The organism is Streptomyces sp. L-9-10 (assembly GCF_004151105.1).
Lineage (GTDB): Bacteria > Actinomycetota > Actinomycetes > Streptomycetales > Streptomycetaceae > Streptomyces.
In genome coordinates this window covers 25783-48483 of record NZ_PHRF01000066.1, presented here as the reverse complement: position 1 = coordinate 48483, position 22701 = coordinate 25783, and the positions used below count along the sequence as shown (strand labels likewise).

At 72.5% G+C, this 22701-nt stretch carries 20 protein-coding genes and 1 riboswitch; of the genes, 11 read left to right on the top strand and 9 right to left on the bottom strand.

The annotated features are described in order from the left end of the window. The first annotated feature begins 108 nt into the window (after positions 1–108). Together trpD and CU044_RS18240 are read left to right on the top strand one after the other, a co-directional pair. The gene (gene trpD / locus CU044_RS18245; RefSeq protein WP_129769784.1) at positions 109–1173 is read left to right on the top strand and encodes an anthranilate phosphoribosyltransferase; all 1065 of its coding nucleotides are present in this window, start codon (positions 109–111) and stop codon (positions 1171–1173) included. Between the two features lie 346 nt (positions 1174–1519). Next, positions 1520–1637, top strand: a riboswitch (SAM riboswitch). Positions 1638–1852: 215 nt separating this feature from the next. Continuing rightward, entirely contained in the window at positions 1853–3235 is a 1383-nt protein-coding gene (locus tag CU044_RS18240) for an aminotransferase class V-fold PLP-dependent enzyme (RefSeq protein ID WP_129769783.1), read from the top strand. Position 3236: 1 nt separating this feature from the next. Here the strand turns inward: CU044_RS18240 and CU044_RS18235 are convergent, their stop codons facing one another. The 7 genes from CU044_RS18235 to CU044_RS18205 form a co-directional block, all read right to left on the bottom strand. Continuing rightward, the gene (locus tag CU044_RS18235; protein WP_129769782.1) at positions 3237–4412 is read right to left on the bottom strand and encodes a glycerate kinase; all 1176 of its coding nucleotides are present in this window, start codon (positions 4410–4412) and stop codon (positions 3237–3239) included. After that, entirely contained in the window at positions 4409–5842 is a 1434-nt protein-coding gene (locus CU044_RS18230; RefSeq protein ID WP_129769781.1) for an SLC13 family permease, read from the bottom strand. Before CU044_RS18230 ends, CU044_RS18235 begins: the two co-directional genes overlap by 4 nt. 94 nt (positions 5843–5936) lie before the next feature. After that, positions 5937–6596 (bottom strand): response regulator transcription factor, encoded by a 660-nt coding sequence (locus CU044_RS18225; RefSeq protein WP_129769780.1) that lies wholly within the window; start codon positions 6594–6596, stop codon positions 5937–5939. Then, positions 6593–8044, bottom strand: a complete 1452-nt coding sequence (locus tag CU044_RS18220) for an ATP-binding protein (protein WP_129769779.1) — start codon at positions 8042–8044, stop codon at positions 6593–6595. Before CU044_RS18220 ends, CU044_RS18225 begins: the two co-directional genes overlap by 4 nt. Beyond that, the gene (locus tag CU044_RS18215) at positions 8007–8300 is read right to left on the bottom strand and encodes a small hydrophilic protein (protein WP_129769778.1); all 294 of its coding nucleotides are present in this window, start codon (positions 8298–8300) and stop codon (positions 8007–8009) included. Before CU044_RS18215 ends, CU044_RS18220 begins: the two co-directional genes overlap by 38 nt. A gap of 167 nt (positions 8301–8467) precedes the next feature. Next, positions 8468–8749: an Lrp/AsnC ligand binding domain-containing protein gene (locus tag CU044_RS18210; RefSeq protein WP_030355412.1), complete on the bottom strand. Its 282-nt coding sequence runs from the start codon at positions 8747–8749 to the stop codon at positions 8468–8470. After that, complete coding sequence (locus CU044_RS18205) at positions 8746–9456, bottom strand: rhomboid family intramembrane serine protease (RefSeq protein WP_129769777.1); 711 nt, start codon at positions 9454–9456, stop codon at positions 8746–8748. The genes CU044_RS18210 and CU044_RS18205 overlap by 4 nt, the downstream gene beginning before the upstream one ends. 170 nt (positions 9457–9626) lie before the next feature. On the opposite strand from CU044_RS18205, the gene CU044_RS18200 reads away from it, so the two are divergent. The 5 genes from CU044_RS18200 to CU044_RS18180 all read left to right on the top strand — a co-directional run bounded on the left by CU044_RS18200 (position 9627) and on the right by CU044_RS18180 (position 15220). Beyond that, a complete protein-coding gene (locus CU044_RS18200; RefSeq protein ID WP_129769776.1) occupies positions 9627–9869 on the top strand; it encodes a hypothetical protein in 243 nt (80 codons plus the stop codon). A 37-nt stretch (positions 9870–9906) separates the two neighbouring features. Next, positions 9907–11271, top strand: a complete 1365-nt coding sequence (locus CU044_RS18195) for an NYN domain-containing protein (protein WP_129769775.1) — start codon at positions 9907–9909, stop codon at positions 11269–11271. Positions 11272–11620: 349 nt separating this feature from the next. Further along, entirely contained in the window at positions 11621–12661 is a 1041-nt protein-coding gene (locus tag CU044_RS18190; RefSeq protein ID WP_129769774.1) for a C40 family peptidase, read from the top strand. 233 nt (positions 12662–12894) lie between these two features. Beyond that, positions 12895–13929 (top strand): C40 family peptidase, encoded by a 1035-nt coding sequence (locus tag CU044_RS18185; protein ID WP_129769773.1) that lies wholly within the window; start codon positions 12895–12897, stop codon positions 13927–13929. A gap of 97 nt (positions 13930–14026) precedes the next feature. Next, positions 14027–15220 carry a hypothetical protein gene (locus CU044_RS18180; RefSeq protein ID WP_129769826.1) on the top strand — a complete coding sequence of 398 codons (1194 nt, stop codon included), beginning with the start codon at positions 14027–14029 and terminating at the stop codon, positions 15218–15220. On the opposite strand, the gene CU044_RS18175 is transcribed toward CU044_RS18180, so the two are convergent. Then, positions 15177–16421, bottom strand: a complete 1245-nt coding sequence (locus CU044_RS18175; RefSeq protein ID WP_129769825.1) for a glycosyltransferase 87 family protein — start codon at positions 16419–16421, stop codon at positions 15177–15179. The two genes, CU044_RS18180 and CU044_RS18175, sit on opposite strands and share 44 nt — an antisense overlap. 113 nt (positions 16422–16534) lie before the next feature. On the opposite strand from CU044_RS18175, the gene CU044_RS18170 reads away from it, so the two are divergent. Further along, positions 16535–17689, top strand: a complete 1155-nt coding sequence (locus CU044_RS18170; RefSeq protein ID WP_129769772.1) for a glycosyltransferase family 4 protein — start codon at positions 16535–16537, stop codon at positions 17687–17689. Positions 17690–18049: 360 nt separating this feature from the next. Here CU044_RS18170 and CU044_RS18165 read toward each other — a convergent pair whose 3' ends face one another. Further along, positions 18050–19846, bottom strand: coding sequence for an AMP-dependent synthetase/ligase (locus CU044_RS18165; RefSeq protein ID WP_129769771.1), 1797 nt, complete (start codon positions 19844–19846; stop codon positions 18050–18052). Between the two features lie 286 nt (positions 19847–20132). Here CU044_RS18165 and CU044_RS18160 point away from each other — a divergent pair, with 286 nt between their 5' ends. The 3 genes from CU044_RS18160 to CU044_RS18150 all read left to right on the top strand — a co-directional run bounded on the left by CU044_RS18160 (position 20133) and on the right by CU044_RS18150 (position 22638). Then, positions 20133–20900 carry a metallophosphoesterase gene (locus CU044_RS18160; RefSeq protein ID WP_129769824.1) on the top strand — a complete coding sequence of 256 codons (768 nt, stop codon included), beginning with the start codon at positions 20133–20135 and terminating at the stop codon, positions 20898–20900. A 74-nt stretch (positions 20901–20974) separates the two neighbouring features. Beyond that, entirely contained in the window at positions 20975–21418 is a 444-nt protein-coding gene (locus CU044_RS18155) for an SRPBCC family protein (RefSeq protein ID WP_129769770.1), read from the top strand. Positions 21419–21423: 5 nt separating this feature from the next. After that, on the top strand, positions 21424–22638 hold the full coding sequence (locus tag CU044_RS18150) for an ArsA-related P-loop ATPase (protein WP_129769769.1): 1215 nt from the start codon (positions 21424–21426) through the stop codon (positions 22636–22638). Positions 22639–22701 lie beyond the last annotated feature (63 nt).

Below are 22701 nucleotides of genomic sequence, written 5' to 3'. Positions count from 1 at the left end.
CCTGTTCCGGAGTACGGGCATCCGCCCTGCGCGCCGGTACACGCCGATAGGCTGACCACAGGCCGCACACAAGGCCCACGCAGTGGAACCGGACACCCAGGAGCGAGCATGAGCGCTGTGACCCCCGTCGGAGGCGACACCACGGCGGCCCGCACCTGGCCCCGCGTACTGGACGCGCTGCTGAGCGGCGCCGACCAGAGCGCGGACGCCACCGCCTGGGCGATGGACCGGATCATGCGCGGCGAGGCCACCGACGCCCAGATCGCCGGCTTCGTCGTCGCGCTGCGGGCCAAGGGCGAGACGGTCGCGGAGATCAGCGGCCTCGTCCGCGCGATGTACGCGCACGCCAATCTGATCGAGGTGCCCGGCAGGACCGTCGACATCGTCGGCACCGGCGGCGACGGCGCCAAGACCGTCAATATCTCGACCATGTCGTCGATCGTGGTCGCCGGCACCGGCGCGAAGGTCGTCAAGCACGGCAACCGCGCCGCGTCCTCGGCGAGCGGAGCCTCCGACGTACTGGAGAAGCTCGGCGTCAACCTGGAACTGACCCCCCAGCGGGTCGCCGAGGTCGCCGAGGAAGCGGGCATCACCTTCTGCTTCGCCGTGAAGTTCCACCCCGCGCTGCGTCATGTGGCCGCCGCGCGAGGCGAGTTGGGCATCCGCACCACCTTCAACTTCCTGGGCCCGCTCACCAACCCGGCGAAGGTACGCGCACAGGCGACGGGCGTCGCCGACGCCCGGATGGCACCGATCGTCGCGGGCGTACTGGCCGAGCGCGGCTCCTCCGCGCTGGTCTTCCGCGGCGACGACGGCCTCGATGAGCTGACCACCACCGCGACGTCGCGGGTATGGATCGTCCGGGACGGCAAGGTGTCCGAGGAGACGTTCGACCCGCGGGACGTGGGCCTGGAAGTGGTGCCCGTGGAGGCGCTGCGGGGCGCGGACGCGTCGTACAACGCGGATGTCGCGCGGCGGCTGCTGGCGGGCGAGACGGGGCCGGTGCGGGACGCGGTGCTACTGAACTCGGCGGCGGCGCTGGTGGCGCTGGATCCGACGGGGGAGTCGCTGGAGGCGCAGCTGTCGGCGGGGATGGAGAGGGCGGCGGAGTCGATCGACTCGGGCGAGGCGGGGCGGGCTCTCGCCCGCTGGATCGCGTCGTCGCAGTCGTAGCGGTTCGCCGTCCGGCGGGTTGCTGGGTGCGGGTGCGTTTTGGCTGGGGCCGGTGGTTGTGTGCGGGTTGTGGCCGGGTTGCGCGGTGCGCCTCCGGCGGGGGCGCGGTCCGGGGTGCGTTTTGGCTCGGGCCGGTGGTCGGGCGCGGGTTGTTGCCGGGTGGCGCTCCGAGGCTCGTGTCCGGGACTGCATGCTGTGCTTTCCCGGGGGTGTCCCCCGGGAAAGCACAGCATGCAGTCCGGACATGTGCCTCCGGAGGCCCCGGACCCCGGCCCACGACAACGAGACCGCAACCCGGCGACCGCAACCCACCCCCCCGCCACCCATATGGCATACTCTCCGGCAAGGTCATGAGCGACAGCGATTAAGGCCCCGGCTCGCTGTCCGGCAACCCTCCGTCCGTGGCGGGGTGCCCCGGGTGAAGACCAGGCCGTAGGCAGCGAGGTCTGCGGCAAGCGCGGACCCCTGCCACCTTTGGGGTCCTGGTCCTCAAGGGAGCAGTCTCGTGAGCAAGCGAATGCGTTAGGGCGATCGCGCCCCCTCTTCAACACCTCCGCACGGCGACCCGTGCGTTGAGGCACACCCCCGCGACCACCGCGGCGGAGCCGCGCACCGCGGCACAGCCGCGCCTCGTGGGGACTTGAAGCCGTTCCGACTTGTCCCGCCGGGAGATATCGCCATGTCCGCACGCCCGAACGCCGTCACCACGACCCTCTCCGACGACCCCGCCTGCGCCGCCCCGCTGCCGGTGCTCGGGCGAGAGGTGAGCGTCCCGCTCGTCACCGGTGGCGAGGTCACCTACGCCGCGCTCGACTACGCCGCCAGCGCCCCCGCCCTTCAGCGTGTGTGGGACGACGTCGCCGCGTACGCCCCGTACTACGGCAGTGTCCACCGGGGCGCCGGTTATCTCTCGCAGCTCTCCACGGATCTGTTCGAGAACAGCCGCCGCACGGTCGCGGAGTTCCTCGGCTGCCGCCCCGATGACCAGGTCGTCTTCACCCGCTCGACCACCGACTCGCTCAATCTGCTGGCGGCCGTGCTCCCCGCGGAGTGCGAGGTGTTCGTGTTCGAGACCGAGCATCACGCGTCCCTGCTGCCGTGGCGGGACGCGCGGGTGACGTATCTGAACGCTCCCAGGACGCCGGGCGAGGCCGTCGCCACGCTGGAGCGGGCGCTCGCCGGGCGGGAGGCCGCGGGGCCGGCGCTGGTCTGTGTGACCGGTGCGTCCAATGTGACCGGCGAGCTGTGGCCCGTACGGGAGTTGGCCGCCGCCGCGCACGCGGGGGGCGCCCGTATCGTGCTGGACGCCGCTCAGCTCGCGCCGCACCACCCCGTGGACATCGCCGAGCTGGAGGTCGACTGGGTGGCCTTCTCCGGGCACAAGCTGTACGCGCCGTTCGGTTCCGGGGTGCTCGCGGGGCGGGCCGACTGGCTCCAGGACGCGGAGCCGTATCTCGCCGGGGGCGGCGCCAGCCGCAAGGTGGCGCGCCGGGCCGACGGCGGGGTGGATGTCGACTGGCACACCACGGCGGCCCGTCATGAGGCCGGTTCGCCCAATGTCATCGGGGTGTACGCGATCGCCTCGGCCTGCAAGGCGCTCACCGACGCCGGGTTCGACGCGCTGGTGGCGCGCGAGCAGCGGCTCGTGGCCCGGGTGCGGGAGGGGCTGGCCGGGGTGCCCGAGGTGAAGGTGCTCTCGCTGTTCGGCGACGACGCGCCGCGGGTCGGGGTGCTCTCGTTCGTGGTCGAGGGGTGGAACAGCTCGCACTTCGCCGCCGCGCTCTCCGCGGAGTACGGCATCGGCGTACGGGACGGGCTCTTCTGCGCCCACCCGCTGGTACGGACGCTGCTGGGCAGCGACCCGCAGGACCCGGGGGAGTGCGGCGCCCCGGAGGCCGAGCCGGGCGAGCGGTCGCTCAACGCGATCCGGGTCAGCTTCGGCGCCGGGACGCCGGACGAGCATGTGGACCGGTTCGTCCGGGCCGTGCGGGAGCTGGTGACCGACGGCGCGCGGTGGAACTACCGTACGGAGGACGGCCGCTGCGTCCCCGACCGCGGCTGATTCAGGCCGCGACGGGCGCGAGGCGGGTGCCCAGCAGGACCATCCGCAGGGCGCGTTCGGTCGCGTCGGCGAGGAACTCGCCGCCGCGGTCGAGGGCTTCGGGCAGTGCCACCGGCGCGGGCAGGATCGAGCTGTACGCGTCGACCCCCACGGCCCGCACCTCGTGCGCGCCCTGCCCGATGGTGCCGGCCAGCACCAGGACCGGCACTCCGGACGCGTGGGCGCGGCGGGCCACTTCGGCCGGGATCTTGCCGCGTACGGTCTGGTGGTCGAGCGCGCCCTCGGCGGTGATCACCAGATCGGCGCGGGCCAGCCGGGCGTCGAGGTCGAGCCGGTCGAGCAGGACGTCGAAGCGGGGCAGGAGCCGGGCGCCGAGGGCGGCCAGACCGGCTCCCAGACCGCCGGAGGCGCCCGTGCCGGGGGCGGTGCGCAGGTCGGTTCCGGGGGACAGGTCCCGGGTGAGGACGGCCGCCCAGTGTTCGAGCGCCAGGGACAGTTCCTCCACCAGGGCAGGGCCGGCGCCCTTCTGCGGGCCGAACACCCGGGCCACCCCGCGCGGGCCGCACAGGACGTTGAACGGATTGCAGGCGACGAGCAGTTCGGTGCCGGACAGCCGCGGGTCGAGTCCGCTCGTGTCGATCCGGTCGAGTGCGCGCAGCGCCGCGCCGCCCGGGGGCAGTTCCCGGCCGCGGCGGTCCAGGAGCCGGGCGCCCAGTGCGCGCAGTGCCCCGGCGCCGCCGTCGGACGTTCCGGAGTCACCGCAGCCGACGAGGACGCGCCGGACGCCCAGGTCCAGCGCGGCGCCGATGAGCTGGCCGACGCCGTGGGTCGTGGTGGTGCCGGGGTCGCGCCGGTCGGCCGGTACGAGCGAGAGGCCCGCGACGGCGGCCATTTCGACGACGGCGGTCGCCGTACCGGGCGCGGTGTTCCCGAGGAGCGCGAAGTGGCTGCCGACGGGGTCACCGACCGGGCCGGTCGCGGTGTACGGGACCAGTCGGCCGCCGGTCGCGGCGGCCAGCGCCTCGGCGGTGCCCTCGCCGCCGTCCACCAGCGGGATCAGATCGACCTCCGCGTCGGGCACCACCCTGAGCAGGCCCTCGGCGATGGACTCGGCGACCTGGCGGGCGGACAGGGATTCCTTGAAGCCGCTGGGGGCGATGGCGATGCGGTAGCTCATGGCTGGGTCTCCAGACGAACGGGCACGCCGAGCAGTGGCCAGACGGCGAGGGCGAAGAGCAGGACGAGGGCTGCTGTGAGCGGTGCGAGCACGGCGGAGAGCCGGAGCAGATCACGCGGGGTGTAGGTGGGGGTGCCGGGCAGGTCGGCGAAGAGCGCGACGGGTTTCGCGGAGGCGGGCAGGGTGTGGCAGAACCCGGCCGCGGCCGTCGAGGCGAGCGCGGCGGCCATCGGGTTGACACCGGCGCCGATGGCCGCGACGACCACCAGCGGCACCAGTACGGAGGATCTGGCCGAGCGGGACTGAAGGGCCAGATGGGCGGCCGTACTGATCAGCACCACCCCGGTGAGGAACGCCCACGGGGGGACGGCGGAGCCGCCGGGCACCCAGCCGACCAGCCACGCGGCGGCTCCCGACTCGGCGAGGGCGACCCCCATCGCCATGGTCGCCGCCATGAAGAGCAGCAGCGGCCAGGGCACGGTCCGCAGACCGTCCTTGAGGCCGACGGTCCCGAGCGCGGGGGACGCGGCGACGACCGCGCCGATCAGCGCGACCACCGCGGGGGACACCCCGTGCAGTGGCTCGCTGCACCACAGCACGACCACGGTCCCGAGCAGCAGCGCGCACCGCGCCTCCGACGAGGTCAGCGGGCCGTCGACCGGGGTGCCCGAGTGCTCCTGGATCTCCGCGGCGGTGATGCGGACGGGTCCGCGCCGGTCGGCGCGTGTGGTGGTCGTCAGGAGCACCGCCTCGGCGGCGAGATGCGAGGAGACGACGGCGAGCGGCAGCCCGAGCAGCAGCCATTCGACAAACCCCAGCCGCTGTCCGGTCTGCTCCCACAGCACGCTGACGGTGATCAGATGCGCGCCCGCGCCGATCAGCGTGGCGATGGCGGAGAGCAGGATGACGGTCGGGAAGAGCAGCGCGAGCATGACGACGAGCCGGGTGCGGTCGGCGAGCGCCTTGGCGAGCGCCAGGAAGACCGGCAGGGCGAGGGCCGCGCGCCCGGAGGTGGCCGGTACGGCGAAGGCGGTGACGACCAGCGCGGCCGTGGTCAGATGCGTCAACTGCCGTACGGTACGGGCGCCGCCGACCAGGAAGGCCGCGGCCCGTCCCGCGAGCCCGGTCCCCGTGACCGCGGCCGCCAGGACGAACGCGCAGATCAGCAGCCACACCGTCTCGTCGCCGAGCGTGGCGAACAGTGTCTCGCTGCTGATCACACCGGTCGCGGTCAGCGCGAGCCCGGCGCCCAGGGCGATATACGTGTCGTCCACCGGGGTGGCGATCCAGGCGCAGGTGGCGAGGGCGAAGACGCCCAGGGTGAGCCGCGCGTCACCGCTCAGGCCCGGAAGGGAGCCGGGCACGGCGAGCAGCGCGCAGAGACTGAGTACGGCGCAGAGCCAGCCGGCCTGCCGGAACGAGAGTGTCACGACGATCAGTCTCCGGCCGCGCGGTGAGCCCCGAATGAGCGCTTTGTGAAAGGGAGTTCATCTGGCGGGCCCACTCGTCCGGGACCGCCCGCCGTCACGGCATCCGGTAGCCCATGCCCCGTACGGTCTCCAGCCGCTGGGCGCCCAGCTTCTTGCGCAGCGCCCGTACGTACACGTCCACGATGTTGGAGCCGGGGTCGAAGTCGTATCCCCAGACATGGGAGAGGATCTGCTCACGCGAGAGCACCTGGCCCGGATGGCGCAGGAACAGTTCGAGCAGCACGAACTCACGGGCCGTCAGATCGACGGTCAGCTCGCCCGAACGCGCCCTTCGGGTACGCAGATCCAGGCTGAGATCGCCGCTGCGCAACATCGTCACCTCGGGCGCGCGGGCCGCCGTGCGCAGCCGCAGCCGTATCCGCGCGAGCAGCTCCTCGAAGCGGAACGGCTTCGTCATCCAGTCGTCGGCGCCGCCCTCAAGGCCGGCCACGGTGTCCCGTACGGAATCCCGCGCGGTCAGCACGATGACCGGCAGCGTCACCCGCGCCTCGCGCAGTTCGCGCAGCACGGTGAAGCCGTCGCGCCCCGGCAGGCCGATGTCGAGCAGGACCAGATCGAAGCCGCCGGTGACGGCGTACTCCAGGGCCGAGTCGCCGTCGGCGGCCACGGTGGTGGTGAAGCCGTTGGCGCGCAGCCCCTTCTCGACGAAGGAGGCGATGCGCTCCTCGTCCTCGGCGATCAGTATGCGGTTCATGAACTCGTCTCCAGGATGAGTACGAAGGTGGCGCCGCCGCCGTCGGTGGGCCGCAGCTCGACCCGGCCCCGGTGGCCTTCGGCGATCGCCCTGACGATCGCCAGGCCGAGCCCGGCGCCGCTGGTGCGGGCGCCGCGGCGGGCCGTGCCGCGGCGGAACCTCTCGAAGATCACCTCCGCGTCCTGTGGCTGGACGCCGGGGCCGTGGTCGGTGACATGGAGTTCGATCCGGTCGCCGTGCGCCTGCGAGCCGATCCGGATGCGCTGCCCCGGCACGGTGTGCTGCACGGCGTTCTGCGCGAGCTGCACCATCGCCTGGGTGATCCGCTGCGGATCGAGCCGCGCCTCGCGGTCCGCGACGCCGTCCAGCACCCAGTCCCGGTCGCCCAGCGTCCGCGCCTTGACGAAGACATCGGCGGTCAGCTCGGCGAGCTGGACCGGCTCCGGGCTGATGAAGTCGGGCCGTTCGGCCTTGGCGAGCAGCAGCAGGTCCTCGACGATGCGGCTCATCCGGTCCAGCTCGTCGGTGACCAGACGTACGGTCTCCTCCCGGTCGGCCGGGTCGTCGCCCATCACCTCCAGATGGCCGCGCACGATGGTGATGGGCGTCCGCAGCTCGTGCCCGGCGTCGTCGACGAACTCGCGCTGCGCGGCGAACGCCCGCTCCAGCCGGTCGAGCATCCCGTTGAAGGTCTCGGCGAGCGCGGCGATGTCGTCCCGGCCCTTGACGGGGATACGGCGGGTGAGGTCCTGCTCGGTGAGTTGCGCCGCGGTCATCCGTACGACCCGTACGGGCGCGAGTATGCGGCCCGCGACGGCCCAGCCGATGCCGGTCGTCATCAGCAGCGCCACCCCCGAGATGGCCAGCAGCGTGCGGAACGTCTCGTCCGCGAGGGCCCGTTCCTGGTCCGCGTGGAAGGCGACGACGAACGCGCCGGGCGCCGCGTCGCCCGCGGGGTCTATCTCCACTTTCGCCCAGCGCAGCTCGCCCTGCGGGCGGTGCAGGGTGCCGGAGGCCGCCCCGGAGGCGAAGATCCGGGTCAGCGCGTCGTCGTCGCGCCACAGGGCGGTCCGGTCGGGGAGGTCGCGGCGCTGCCGGATCACATGCGGCTTGGGTCCGGCGGCCCGGGTCAGGCCGAGCAGTTCCTCGTCGGGGTCGGAGTACTGGCGCTGGAGAAAGACCCGGAGCAGCCTGCGCGGGTCGCCGAACCGCTCGCCGGTCTCCGGATCGACGCCCTGGCTGACGAAGTTCGCGAACTCGCCGGTCTCCTGGGTGAGCAGCTGGCTGATCCGCTGGTCGACGTCCCGCAGCAGGATCGAGCGGGTGGTGGTGGCCACGGCGGCCAGCGCGGCCGTCATCACCACCAGCAGCCAGAGGAGGATCCGTACGCGGGCGGAGATACGGCGCGAGTCAGCCGTCTTCACCGGTGTCGTCACCGCGGTCGTCATCGTCGTCACCGTCGGTGGCCGAGGGGCCCGGTACGACGGCGTCGCCCGGGGTGGCACCGGGGCTGCCGCTCTTCGAGGGGGCCGGTGTGGTGTCCGGCAGCACCCCGGGCGTGCGCGACGGCGTGCTGTCCAGCTCCACCTTGGGCGGCACCTTGGGCGTGTCCGGACTGTCCGTCATGGCGTAGCTGGTCGCGGCGATACCGAGCGGGATGGCGACGACTGCCGCCAGGGCCGCCAGACGAGGAGAGAAAGCCATGTCCGTCAGGGTGCCGGGCGCGGGAGAGGCGGGGATGAGGGCCGGATGAGGATTTCTTCATCCGACGCCGCTGAGACCGACGCCGCTGAGACCGACGCCGCTGAGACCGACGCCGCCGAGACCGACGCCGCCGAGGCCGACGCCGCCGCGACCGGCGCGGACGGGCCCTACGCGTCGAGTCCGATGGCGAAGGCGGCTTCGAGGTCGTGCTGGGAGTACGTACGGAACGCCACATGCGTGTCCGTGGCCTCGACGCCCTCGATCTTGCTGATCCGGCCGGGGATCACATCCGCCAGATCGTCGTGCTTGGGGACCCGGACCATGGCGATCAGGTCGTACGTACCGGTGACCGAGAAGACCTCGCTGACGCTGTCGAGGGCGGCGATCGACTCCGCGATCTCGGGGATCCGGTCGACGCTGGTCTTGATGAGCACGATCGCGGTGATCACGGTTGGCGTTCTCCCTCGGTGGCCGCGGCTGGATCCCTCACTCTATCGGTACGCCAGTACCGCACCCAGGCGCAGAGGAAGCCCGTGCCGAAGCCCACCACGTGCGCGAGATAGGCGACCCCGGGGCCGGCGTCCGCGCCGTGCGCCGCCACCCACTGGAGCACGAACCAGAAGATCAGCACGATCCAGGCGGGGAAGCGCAGCGGCAGGAAGAGCAGAAACGGGAAGAGGCTGGTGACCCGGGCCCTGGGGAAGAGATAGAGGAAGGCGCCGAGCACCCCCGAGATCGCGCCCGAGGCCCCCACCAGCGTCTGGTCCGAGTCGGCGTTGGCCGCCGCGTACACGAACAGCGCGAAGTAGCCGACGGTGAGATAGAAGAGCACGAACTGCGTCCGGCCCATCCGCTCCTCGGCCATCGCCCCGAAGACATACAGGAAGAGCATGTTCCCCAGCAGATGCAGCCAGCTGCCGTGGACGAAGAGCGCGGTCAGCGGGGTGAGCAGGGCGTGCGGGGTGCCGCGCAGCAGATTGACCGGGATGACGCCCCACCGTTCGAAATACGCGCTCTGGGTCGCGAGGAGCGTGTCCCCCTTCCCGTATCCCGGATTGAACCCCGACAGCGGGCTGATCAGGAAGACCAGACAGCAGAGGCCGATCAGTCCGTAGGTCACCACTGGGCCGTCGGCCGCCGTCCGCCACTTGATCATGGACAGAGCATTGCGTACCGGGACCCACTGGTACAGAGCGCCTCGCCGCCCCCTGGAGTGGCCGCCAGGCCGTAGGGTTGCTGGCATCACATGCGTGTTTCTGGATATCGGCGTTTCGACGGCGCACCCCGGGACACCGCACGAGGGACGACGAAAAGAGGACGGCGACGATGACGACGGTTCCGCAGCCGACGGCCGCGACCCGGTGGCGCTGCACGCTGTGCGGCAATCTCACGCGCTTCGATGTGACCCGCTCCGCGAAGACCGTCGAGTACGTCCATCTGGACCTGGCCGGGGAGCCGAAGGTCGAGGAGCGCGAGGTGGTCAGTGAGACCATCGAGTCGGTGCGGTGCCGTTGGTGCAACGCCGTGGACCAGATCGAACTGGTGGACAGGCCGGGGGCCGGTTCCTGAGGGAGCCGCCCGAAAGGGGTAGATGGGGTGACGGATCGTGGAGCAGCCCGCGAGCGGTGCTGAGCCGGCCGGTGCGGCCGGCGGTGACGCCGCGGAGGCGCTCGACCGCCCGCTCCCGGACGGAGTACGGCGCCGGGTCGTCGCGCTGGTCTCCGACGCCTTCGGCGGGCTGACCGTCACCGAACTCCCCACACAATTGCGGCAGTACGCCCGGTTCGCCCCCAACAGACGGGCGAAGTTCGCGGGGAACGCGATGGCCGCCGCCCTGGAGAGCGACCCGGTGTTCCGGCAGCGGATCGGGGAGCGGATCAGCCAGTCCCAGCCCGAGCTGACCGCGGCCCTGGAGGCGGGCTCGCCGCCCGCCGCCGCCGATCCCGTGGATGTCGCCGCGGCCGCGTATGTGCTCAGGCCCCCCGGGTGGGTGAAGCTGGTGGCCGCCGCGGGCGAGGAGGCACAGCGGGCGGACGCCGAGCGGGCCGGTGCGGAGACCCGGCGCGAGCTGGAACGGCTCCGTGAGGAACTGGCCGTCGCCAGGGCCCTGACGAAGAGCGAGACCGAGCGGCTGCGCACGGAGCTGGAGGCGGCCCGCAAGGAGGCCGAATCGCTCCACCGCAAGCTGCGCAGCGCCCAGAGCGATGTGAAGCGGGGCGAGGCGGCGCTGCGCCGCGCGAACGCGGAGTCCGAGGCGTTCCGGGCCGAGTCGGCGGCGCAGGTCTCCGCCGCGGAGAGCGAGACGCGCCGGATCAGGGCGCGTCTCGGTGAGGCGGAGGCGGCCGTCGAGGCGAGCCGCCGGGCCGCCCGTGAGGGCCGTTCGGTGGAGGACATGCGGCTGCGGCTGCTGCTGGACACGGTGCTGGAGTCGGCGCAGGGGCTGCGGCGCGAGCTGGCGCTGCCGCCCGCCGCCGCCCGGCCCGCGGACACGGTCGACGCGGTCGAGCCCGGCCGTATGTCTCCCAAGGACGTGGCGGCCCGCGCGCTCTCCGAGACCGATCCCGCGCTGCTCGACCAGTTGCTCGCGCTGCCGCAGGCGCATCTGATCGTGGACGGCTACAACGTCACCAAGACCGGCTATCCGACGATGCCGCTGGAGAAGCAGCGGCTGCGGCTGCTGGGCGGGCTCGCCATGCTCGCGGCGCAGACGGGCGCGGAGATGACCTGTGTCTTCGACGGCGCCGAGCTGGCGGCGCCGGTGCTGCTCGCGCCGCCGCGCGGGGTGCGGGTGCTGTTCTCCAAACCGGGCGTGACGGCGGACGAGTTGATCCGCCAGCTGGTCAGGGCCGAGCCGCCCGGCCGGCCCGTGGTCGTGGTCTCCACCGACCGGGAGGTCGCGGACGGGGTCGCCAGGGCCGGTGCCAGGCCGGTCGCGTCCGCCCTGCTGCTGAAGCGGCTTTCGCGCGTCTGATCCCTCTTGTGACGCTGGTCAACTCATGCGAACAATGACCGAATTGATCGCTCCTTGTTGCAGCGCAGCGTCAAATGCCCATGACTGCCTGTGTGGTGTCGGTAAATTATGTGCGTCCTGACTGAGTTTTTCCTTGGAAGGATTTGAACTGATCACAAGAAGGTCACTAAGGTCAGGCCTCGAACCTTCGCACGGTTGATCATCCATCCGGGGTGGCAGCGAAGGAACCGCCGATTTCGTGTAGTTCAGCCCGGTTCGGTCCAGTTCGCTGGAGGGGTGGACGCAGGAAGCCGGGGCCCAGCGTCCCCCATGGCCCGGCAGGCGGGTGAGGAAGAAGGAGCTCGCCTCCGTGGCGTCCCACCGTCGACCCAAGCAGCCGAGCCGTGCCCGTGTGACCGTGCTCACCGCGACCGCCGCCGCTGCCGTCGCTCTCAGCGCCCAGGCCGCGCACGCGGACCCGAAGCCGAGCAAGGAAGACGTCAAGGAGAAGGTCGACAAGCTCTACGAGGACGCGGAGAAGGCCACCGAGAAGTACAACGGGGCCAAGGAGGCGCAGGGCAAGCTCGAAAAGCAGGTCGACGCCCTCCAGGACAAGGTCGCCCGCGGCCAGGACGAGCTGAACGACCTGCGCGACGGCCTCGGTTCGATGGCCAGCGCCCAGTACCGCACCGGCGGCATCGACCCCGCCGTACAGCTGTTCCTCTCCTCGGACCCGGACAGCTACCTGGAGAAGGCGTCCACGCTCGACCAGGTCAGCGCCAAGCAGGCCGACACGCTCCAGCAGATCCAGTCCAAGCAGCGGACCCTCGCGCAGCAGCGCCAGGAGGCCCAGGGCAAGGTCACGGACCTCGCGGACACCCGCAAGCAGCTCGGCGCGAAGAAGGACGAGGTCCGGGCCAAGCTCGCCGAGGCGCAGAAGCTGCTCAACACGCTCACCGCGCAGGAGCGCGCCGCGCTCGCCCAGGAGGACGAGTCCCGCGCCAGCCGCGACGGCGGCGGCACCTCCTCGCGCGCCGACCTCGGCAACTCCGTGCCCTCCTCGCAGCTGGCCGGCGCCGCGTTCGCCGCCGCCCAGAGCAAGATCGGCACCCCGTACGTCTACGGTGCCAGCGGCCCCGGCTCGTTCGACTGCTCCGGGCTGACCTCCTGGGCGTACGCGCAGGCCGGCGCGACCATACCCCGCACCTCCGAATCCCAGGCCAACGCCGGTACGCGCATCGGAATGAGCCAGCTCAAGCAGGGTGACCTGGTCATCTTCTACGGCGACCTGCACCACGTCGGCTTCTACGCGGGCAACGGCCAGGTGCTGCACGCCCCCAAGCCCGGTGCCAGCGTGCGCTACGAGTCCATCAACAACATGCCCTTCCAGTTCGGCGTCCGGATCGTCTGACGGCCCGTTGACACCCGCCCATTCGGGCGAATTCCCGCTACGCACGCTGACGCCGCGCCCCACCGATGACCTTGTGGTCTGCGGTGGGGCGCCACTTTGTGTGCCCGGGGCGGTCGTTGGTCGCTCCGTGGTCGCACGGCTACTGTCTGCTGCGCGCAGCTCCGGCCAGCGGTCCGCCCGTCGGGCGGCAGGGGCTGCGTCAGTGCGTACAGCGGAAGGAAGTGCGGCTTCCTGTGGTGTCCCATCGCCGCCCCTCACAACCCGGACTGGGCCTCGGCGCCCGCGGCAGCGTCCTCGCGGTGTCCGCCGCGGCGGCCACGGCCGCGGCGGCGCTCGGAGCCGCCCCCGCGGGTGCCGACCCGCAGCAGACGCCGGAGGCCACCCGCGCCAAGGTCGACCGGCTGTACGAACAGGCCGAGAAGGCAACCGAGTTGTACAACAAGGCCAACGAACAGGCGGAACGGCTGCGCGGCCTGGTCGACCAGGCGCAGGACAGCGCCGCCCGCGGCCAGGAGCGCGTCAACAAGATGCGCGGAGCGCTCGGTTCGCTCGCCGGCGCCCAGTACCGCTCGGGCGGCGTCGACCCGGCCCTCGCCCTGCTGCTCTCCTCCGACCCCGACAGCTATCTCGACAAGGCCTCCGTCCTGGACCGGGTCGGCGCCCGCCAGTCCGGCACCCTGAGAGAACTCCAGCAGGCCCAGCGGAGGCTGGGACAGGTGCGTATGGAAGCCGCCCACGACCTCACCGAGCTGGAGCGCAGCAGAGCCGCCGTGGCCCGGCACAAGCGCGCCGTCGAACGCAAACTCGCCGAGGCGCGCCGGCTGCTCGACTCGCTGCCCACCGCCGACCGCGACTCCTACGACCGGGCCTCACGCTCCGACCGCGGCGAGGGCTCCACGCTCTCCGGCGGCGCGCCCGCCTCGGCGCGCGCCGCCGCGGCCGTACGCGCCGCCCAGAACGCGGTGGGCCGCCCCTACGTCTGGGGTGCCAACGGGCCCTCCGGCTTCGACTGTTCGGGGCTCACCCAGTGGTCGTACGCGCAGGCGGGCGTCGGACTGCCGCGCACCTCCCAGGCGCAGCGGTACGCGGGCCGGCAGGTCCCGCTCTCCGCCGCGCGCCCCGGTGACCTCGTGGCGTACCGCGACGACGCCAGCCACATCGGCATGTACGTGGGCAACGGCCAGGTCATCCACGCTCCCTACCCCGGGGCCGCGGTGCGCTACGACCCGGTCGGCATGATGCCGGTCTCGTCGGTCACGCGCGTCTGATCCGGACGGAAGCCGCGGGCCACCCCGTACGATCGGCGACGTGGCAGGTCGGGCGCGTACCGCGGCAGGACGGCACGGCGCGTGGGGACGTACGGCCGTGCCGTGGCTCGTCGCGCTGCTGCTGGCGGCGGGCTGCACGGCCCCAGGGAAGACCCCCGACACCTCCACCGAGGCGATCGGACGGACCCTGGAGCGCCGGGCCGCGGCCGTGATGGACCGGGACGAGGACGCGTATCTCGCCGTCCTCGCCCCCTCCGCGCGGACCCTGCGCGCCACCGCGCGCGAGGAGTTCGAGAACCTCGCGGACGTGCCGCTCGGCTCATGGACGTACCGGCTCACCGACGTCGAACGCTCCGGCGACCGGGCCACCGTCCAGGCCGAACTGCGCTATCGCATCGCCGGCTACGACAGCGCGCCGGTCTCCACCCCCCGCACGCTGGCGCTGGAGGAGAGCGGGGGCCGCTGGTACGTGACCGGGGACCGGCCGGGCGCGGGCGGCACCGCGCAGCTCTGGCAGCAGGGCGAGGTACGGGCCGTACGCGGCGCCCACAGCCTTGTCCTCGGCGTCGGGGCCGGTGCGGCGGCCGAGGAGCGGCTGCGCGGCATCGCGGCAGCCGCCGACCGTGCCGTACCCGCCGTGGACGACGCCTGGCCGGGCCCCTGGGCACGCCGGGTGGTGCTGCTCGCGCCGGACTCCCTGGAGTCCATGGCGGGGCTGCTGGGGGCGCCCGCGGCCGGATACCGGGGCATCGCGGCCGTCACCACGGGCGAGGTCGGCTCCCCGGGCGCGGCGCCCGCCGACCGGATCGTGGTGAACCCCGAGGCGTACGGCGCCCTCAGCACCTACGGCCGGCGGATCGTCCTCACCCACGAGACCACCCATGTCGCGACCCGCGCCGCCACCTCGGCCGCCACCCCGGCCTGGCTCTCGGAGGGCTTCGCCGACTGGGTCGCGTACCGGGGCACGGACCGGACGGCGGGCGAGATCGCCCCCGAACTCCAGCGCGCCGTCCGCCGCGGGGAGACGCCCGCACAGCTGCCGTCCGACGAGGACTTCGCCTTCGGCGGCGACCCCGACCGGCTGGCCCGCTCCTACGAGGGCGGCTGGCTGGCCTGCGAGCTGATCGCCCGGGACCGTGGCGAGCGGCGGCTGACCGGCTTCTACCGCGCGGTCGGCGCGCACCCGGGGCGCGAGGGGGCGGTGGAGAAGGCGGCGCACGACGTGCTCTCCACCACGCCGGAGGACCTCACGGCACGTTGGCGCGACTTTGTGCGCCGGCGTCTGGCCTGACCGCGGGCGCCTCCCTGTCGCGGGGCCCGGAGACCGTGTCCCGCCACAGGCGCGCACAGGCGGTCAGGGTCGCCGCGACCAGCAGTCCGTTCCGTACGGCCAGCAGCAGGACGCCCGTCGGGTCGCCGGCCACCACGTGCGAGAACAGCAGCGGGAACTCGAGCAGTGTCACGGCGGTCGCCGCCACCACCAGCCACGCGGGCAGGGCCATCCGGCTCGCCCGCAGCGTCAGACAGACGGCCGCCAGACCGACCAGCCAGAGCATGTACTGCGGACTGATCACCCGGCTCGTGGTGGTGAACAGCAGCACGGCGGCGAACGCCGCGTCGTACGGCGTGCCCGCGCCGAACCCGCGCGCCCTCAGCCGCCACACCAGCAGCCAGCCGAAGGACAGGACGGTCAGCGCCAGCGCGGCGTTGCTGACCAGCGGGACATACGGCCCCACGAACTCCACGGAACCGTAGTTGAGCAGCACGCTCCCGTTCCAGCCGAAGTGCCTCGCCACCTGGAAGACCAGCGCGCCCAGCGACTCGATCTCGGTGCCCCGGTCGCGCTGGAAGGTCAGGAACGCCAGCGCCCCGGGCATCGCGGCGGAACAGACCGCGAGCAGTACGGCCGCCACCACCGCGGCCGTCCCCCAGGACCACCGGGTGACCCGGCCGCGCGGGGTACCCACCAGCAGCAGTACCGGCCACACCTTCAGCAGGGCACCGAGCCCGGCGAGCGCCCCCATCAGCCGCGGCCGGCGCACCCCGGCGAGCAGGGCGGCGACCGCCACCGCCGTCACCATCAGGTCGTATCGCGCGTACGCCGTCGGACCCAGCAGCGGCACCCCCGCCACCCACACCCACGCGCCCCCCATGGACCGGCCGGTCCGCCTCCCCGCGTACAGCAGCAGCCCGAAGGCCATCGCGTCACAGAGGAGCGCCAGCACGAAGAAGGCGGAGGCGTAGCCGAGGAACGGCAGCACCGCGGGCGAGACGATCGCCAGCGCCGCGGCCGGCGGATACTGCCAGGTCACATCGTCCAGCGGGTATGTGCCGGTCTTCAGCACCTCGTACCAGCCCTGGTAGATCACCGCGACATCGCCGGTGACGTCGGGTCCGGGCAGCGTGACGACCTTGAAGACGCAGAGCAGCAGCGCCGCCCTGGTGAGGGCCCACACCGCGACCGGGAACCGTGTGCCGTGCGCGCCCGCCATGACCGCCTCATCCTCGTCCGACTCGTACGTGACCGCGGGTGTCATGATGCAGGGCGCGGCTGTGCGGGAGCCACGAGGCAGGGCCGCCGCCGGGTTGGGTACTGTCTGCGGCGATGCACAAGACATTGATCGTGACCAATGACTTTCCGCCCAGGCCGGGCGGCATCCAGGCGTTCCTGCACAACATGGCGCTGCGTCTGGACCCCGAACGGCTCGTCGTCTACGCCTCCACCTGGAAGCGCGGGCGCGAGGGCGCGGAGGCGACGGCGGCGTTCGACGCGGAGCAGCCGTTCACCGTCGTACGCGACCGTACGACGATGCTGCTGCCGACCCCGCGCGTCACCCGCAGAGCCACCCGGCTGCTGCGCGAGCACGGCTGCGAGTCGGTCTGGTTCGGCGCGGCGGCCCCGCTCGGCCTGATGGCCCCCGCCCTGCGCGCGGCCGGCGCCCGGCGCCTGGTCGCCACCACGCACGGCCACGAGGCCGGCTGGGCCCAGCTGCCCGCGTCCCGGCAGCTGCTGCGGCGCATCGGCGAGGGCACGGACACGATCACCTACCTCGGTGAGTACACGCGCTCGCGCATCGCCGCCGCGCTCACCCCGGAGGCCGCCGGGCGCATGGTCCAACTGCCGCCCGGCGTGGACGAGAAGACCTTCCACCCGGGCTCGGGCGGCCAGGCCGTCCGCGAACGGCTCGGCCTCGCGGACCGGCCCGTCGTGGTCTGCGTCTCCCGGCTGGTCCCGCGCAAGGGCCAGGACACGCTGATCCTCGCGCTGCCCGCGATACTGGCCCGGGTCCCGGACGCGGTGCTGCTGATCGTGGGCGGCGGACCGTACGAGGGGGCGCTGCGGAAGCTGGCGGCCGACACGGGCGTGGCCGGCTCCGTACGCTTCACCGGCGCCGTCCCCTGGTCGGAACTCCCCGCCCACTTCGGCGCGGGCGACGTCTTCGCGATGCCGTGCCGCACCCGGCGCGGCGGCCTCGACGTCGAGGGCCTGGGCATCGTCTACCTGGAGGCGTCGGCGACGGGGCTCCCGGTGATCGCGGGCGACTCGGGCGGGGCGCCGGACGCGGTGCTGGAGGGTGAGACGGGATGGGTGGTGCGCGGGGGGCCGCAGGAGGTGGCGTCCGCGGAAACGGCGGAGCGGGTGGTGGCGCTGCTGGGGGACGAGGAGCTGAGGCGGCGGATGGGGGAGCGGGGACGCGAGTGGGTGGAGGAGAGGTGGCGCTGGGACTCGCTGGCGTCGCGCCTCAAGGCGTTGCTCTAGCGGTACGCCGCCCGGCGGGGGGTGCGGTTGTCGTGGCTGGGCCGGGGGCCGGGACGATCCCCCTCCCGCCCGGTGGGCCTGTTCGCCCCCGGCGCACGGCCGCGCCAGTCCGTGACGGGCGGTGACGGGGGGCGCGCAGGGGTCGTGTCCGGGACGTAGAGCGTGATGTGTGGCGCGCGGACGCCTGAACCATCGTCAAAGCAGCTGCGCGCCGTAAATCATGCAGTCCGGGACGCGAGCCCCGGAGCGCACCCCGGCGACAACCCGCACCGCACCACTGGCCTCGGCCAAAGACAACGGCACCGCACCACCGGCCTCGGCCAAAGACAACCGCACCGCATCACCGGCCTCGGCCAGAACTCAGCCCTGATAGATCGCTTCGATTTCGTCGGCGAAGTCCTTCGCCACCACATTGCGCTTCAGCTTCATCGACGGCGTGATGTGCCCCGCCTCCTCCGTGAACTGCCGCGTCAGCACCCGGAACTTCCGTACCGACTCCGCCTTCGACACCGCCGCGTTCCCCTCGTCCACCGCCCGCTGCACCTCCGCCAGCAGCTCCGGGTCCAGCCGCAGCGTCGCCGCCGTCGCGTCCGAGGGGTTGCCGTGGTCCTTGGCCCAGCGGGTCAGGAACTCCTCGTCCAGGGTGATCAGCGCGCCCACGAACGGGCGGCCGTCGCCCACGACCATGCACTCCGCGATCAGCGCGTGCGCCCTGATGCGGTCCTCGATCACGGCCGGGGCGACGTTCTTGCCGCCGGCGGTGACCAGGATCTCCTTCTTGCGGCCGGTGATCGAGAGATAGCCGTCCTCATCGAGCGTGCCGATGTCGCCGGTGTGGAACCAGCCGTCGGCGAGGGCCTCGGCCGTCGCCTCGGGGTTGTTCCAGTAGCCGGTGAACAGGTGCTCGCCGTGGAGCAGGACCTCGCCGTCGTCGGCGATCCGGACGACCGAGCCCGGCAGGGGCTGGCCGACCGTGCCGATCTTCTGGCGGTCCCACGGGTTGAAGGCGGTGGCCGCGCAGGATTCGGTGAGGCCGTAGCCCTCCAGTACCGTGAAGCCGATGCCCCGGTAGAAGTGGCCCAGCCGCTCGCCCAGCGGGGCGCCGCCGGAGATCGCGTACTCGCCGCGTCCGCCGAGGACGGCGCGGAGTTTGCCGTAGACGAGCTTGTCGAAGATCTTGTGCCGGATCCTCAGGCCGAGGGACGGGCCCCGCGGGGTGGACAGCGCGCGGCTGTACGCGATCGCCGTGTGCGCGGCCTTGTCGAAGATCCGGCCCTTGCCGTCCGCCTGGGCCTTGGCGCGGGCGGAGTTGTAGACCTTCTCGAAGACGCGGGGGACTCCGAGGATCAGCGTCGGCCGGAAGGCCGCCAGGTCGTCGGTGAGGTTCTTGATGTCCGGCAGGCAGCCGAGCTTGATCGGTGCCATCACGGCCGCCACCTCGACGAGCCGCCCGAAGACATGCGCGGCGGGGAGGAAGAGCAGCACGGAGCACTCGCCCGTGCGGAAGAGGGGGTTGAGGCGTTCCACCGCGTTGCCGCACTCCGCGAAGAAGCTGCGGTGCGTCAGCACACAGCCCTTGGGGCGGCCGGTGGTGCCCGAGGTGTAGACGATGGTCGCCGGGTCGTCCGCCTTCGCGGTCGCGGCGCGTTCGTCGACGGCCGCGTCCGTGATCCCGGCGCCGGCGGAGGTCAGTTCCGCGACCGCGCCGTCGTCGATCCGCCAGACGTTCCGCAGGCCGGGGAGGCCGCCCCGTACCGACTCCACCGACGCGGCGTGCTCCGCGGTCTCCACGATCGCCGCGACCGCGCCCGAGTCGCCGAGGATCCACTGCACCTGCTCGGCCGAGCTGGTCTCGTACACCGGGACGGTGACCGCGCCGGCGCTCCAGATCGCGAAGTCGAGCTGTACCCATTCGAAGCGGGTACGGGACATCAGTGCGACCCGGTCGCCGGGCTGGATGCCCGCCGCGATCAGGCCCTTGGCCGCGGCCCGTACCTCGGCGAGGAACTGCGTGGCGGTGACGTCCGTCCAGGCGCCGGCCACCTTGCGGCCCAGGACCGCGACATCCGGGTGCTGCGCGGCATTACGGCGGATGAGATCCGTCAGATTGCCGTCCGAAGGGACCTCGTACAGGGCCGGAAGGCTGAACTCGCGCAAGACTGCTGCTCCTCATCGGGCGCCGGCGCCACGGCTTCGTACGCGCCGGCTGCGGTCCAAGATCGGGCAGGTGCTCGGTGGGGCGAGCACGACTGGACTGCCCGGACGTTACCCATCGGTACGGTCGTACCGATAGAGGGTCCCGGCCAGATGTTCCGTGCGTCACACGTACTGTGCGGTACTTCGCGCAGAGTAGTCCACACCTCCGCCGCCACGGAAGGAACCGCAGGTCCGGCCCCTCTACCGAGGGCGGAATCGGAGTTCTAGGGTGATCGTCATGCGAGGTATGCGAGTCAATGTGATCAGTGATGTCCATGGGAACGCACGGGATCTCGCGAAGGCGGGTGACGGCGCGGACGCCCTGATCTGCCTCGGTGACCTCGTGCTCTTCCTGGACTACGCGGACCATTCGCGCGGTATCTTCCCCGACCTCTTCGGCGCCGAGAACGCCGACAGGATCGTGGCGCTGCGCACCGCCCGCCGCTTCGACGAGGCCCGGGAGTTCGGCCGGGAGCTGTGGGCCGGGCTCGGGCTCGACCCGCGTGCCGCCATCGAGCGGGGCGTGCGGCGCCAGTACGCCGAACTGTTCGCGGCGTTCCCCGACCCGACGTACGCGACCTACGGCAATGTCGACATCCCGGACCTCTGGCGGGAGTACGCGCAGCCGGGCACCACCGTGCTGGACGGTGAGCGGGTGGAACTGGGCGGCCGGGTCTTCGGATTCGTCGGCGGCGGGCTGCGTACCCCCATGAGCACCCCGTACGAGATCTCCGACGAGGACTACGCGGCCAAGGTCGAGGCGCTCGGCGAGGTGGATGTGCTGTGCTCGCACATCCCGCCCGACGTGCCCGAGCTGACGTACGACACGGTCGCCCGCCGCTTCGAGCGCGGCAGCACCGCGCTGCTGGACGCCATCCGCCGTACGAGGCCGCGGTACTCGCTGTTCGGACACGTCCATCAGCCGCTGGCCCGCCGGATGCGCGTCGGCGCCACGGAGTGCGTGAACGTGGGGCACTTCGCGGCGACCGGGCGCCCGTGGGCCATGGAATGGTGACCGGCGCACTCGCGATAGCCTGCACCACACATATCCAGAAGCCGGGACAGCCCCAGCACCGGAGGAGCACGGCGATGGCGGAACACACCAGTTCGAGCATCACGATCGAGGCGGCACCGGCCGACGTCATGGGCGTGATCGCCGACTTCGACCGCTACCCCGAGTGGACCGGCGAGGTGAAGGAGGCCGAGGTGCTGGCCACCGACGGCCGGGGGCGTGCCGAGCAGGTCAGGCTGGTACTGGACGCCGGAGCGATCAAGGACGACCACACCCTCGCCTACACCTGGACCGGCGACAACGAGGTCAGCTGGACGCTGGTGAAGTCCCAGATGCTGCGTGCCCTCGACGGCTCGTACCTGCTGTCGCCCGCCGGGTCGGGCACCGAGGTCACCTACCGGCTGACCGTCGACGTCAAGATCCCGATGCTCGGCATGATCAAGCGCAAGGCCGAGAAGGTCATCATCGACCGGGCCCTCGCGGGCCTCAAGAAGCGCGTCGAATCCGTCCCCGGAGCCTGACGCCGATGCGTACGGTCCTCGTCACCGGCCCCGGCGGGGCGGGCCGTACGACCATCGCCGCCGCGACCGCGCTCGCCGCCGCCCGGCCCGGCGGACGGGTCCTGCTGCTCTCCGCCGGCCCGCTCGGCGAGCTTCTCGGAACACCGGCCGGAACGCCGGACGACCCCGCTCCGGTACGGGACGGCCTGTGGGCCGCGCGCATCGATTCAGGCGCGCACTTCCGTACGGAGACGCTCGCCTTCCAGGAGCGGGCCGCCACCGCGCTCGAACTGCTCGGCGCCCGCGAGCTGGCCGGTGAGGAACTCACCGAACTGCCCGGCAGCGAACAGTCCGCCCTGCTGCACGCCCTGCGCCGGGCCGCGGCAGGCGACTGGGACGTCCTCGTCGTCGACCTGCCACCGCTGCGCGACGCCCTGGCCCTGCTCGCCCTGCCCGAACAACTGCGCCGCTATCTGCGCCGGCTGCTGCCCCGGGAACGGCAGGCCGCCCGCGCGCTCCGCCCGATGATGGCGCAGCTCGCCGGGATACCCATGCCCGCGCAGTGGCTGTACGAGACGGCCGCCCGGTGGGACGCCGAGCTGGCCGCCGTCCAGTCGCTCGTGGAGGACCCCGCCACGACCCTGCGGCTGGTCGCCGAGCCGGGGCCCGCCGCGGCCGAGGCCCTGCGCGCCGCCCGCGCCGGGATCGCACTGTACGGACTGCGGGCCGACGCGCTCATGGCCAACCGGATACTGCCCGGCGACGCCGCCGACCCCTGGCTCGCGACGCTCGTCGCCCAGCAGCGCAAATGCCTGGACGAGTGGCACGAGGGATGGCAGCCCGGGACACCCGTGCACGTGGTGGGGCATCTGGGCCGGGACCCGCGCGGTCTCGACGACCTCGCCCTTCTCGGCCCCGCCCCTCTCGGCCCCGCCCCTCTCGACACCGTGCCGGAGGGCGCCACCGGCGGGAGCCCCGCCGAGGACCCCTGGCCCGTGGAGGACCGGCTCGCCGAGGAGAATCTGCTCGTCTGGTGCCTGCCACTGCCCGGGGCGGTCAAGAGCGAACTGGCGCTGGTACGCAGGGACGACGAACTCCTGCTCACGGTCGGCCCGTTCCGCCGCATCGTTCCGCTGCCGTCCGCGCTGCGCCGCTGCACGGTCACCGGCGCGGCTCTCACGGACGGCGTGCTGCGGGTGAGATTCACCCCCGACCCCGACCTGTGGCCGCGCGCACACTGAACGACGTACCTCCGTTCGGGTACCGTCGAAGGTACGAACCCTTCCGCTGCCCGTGGCGGAAGA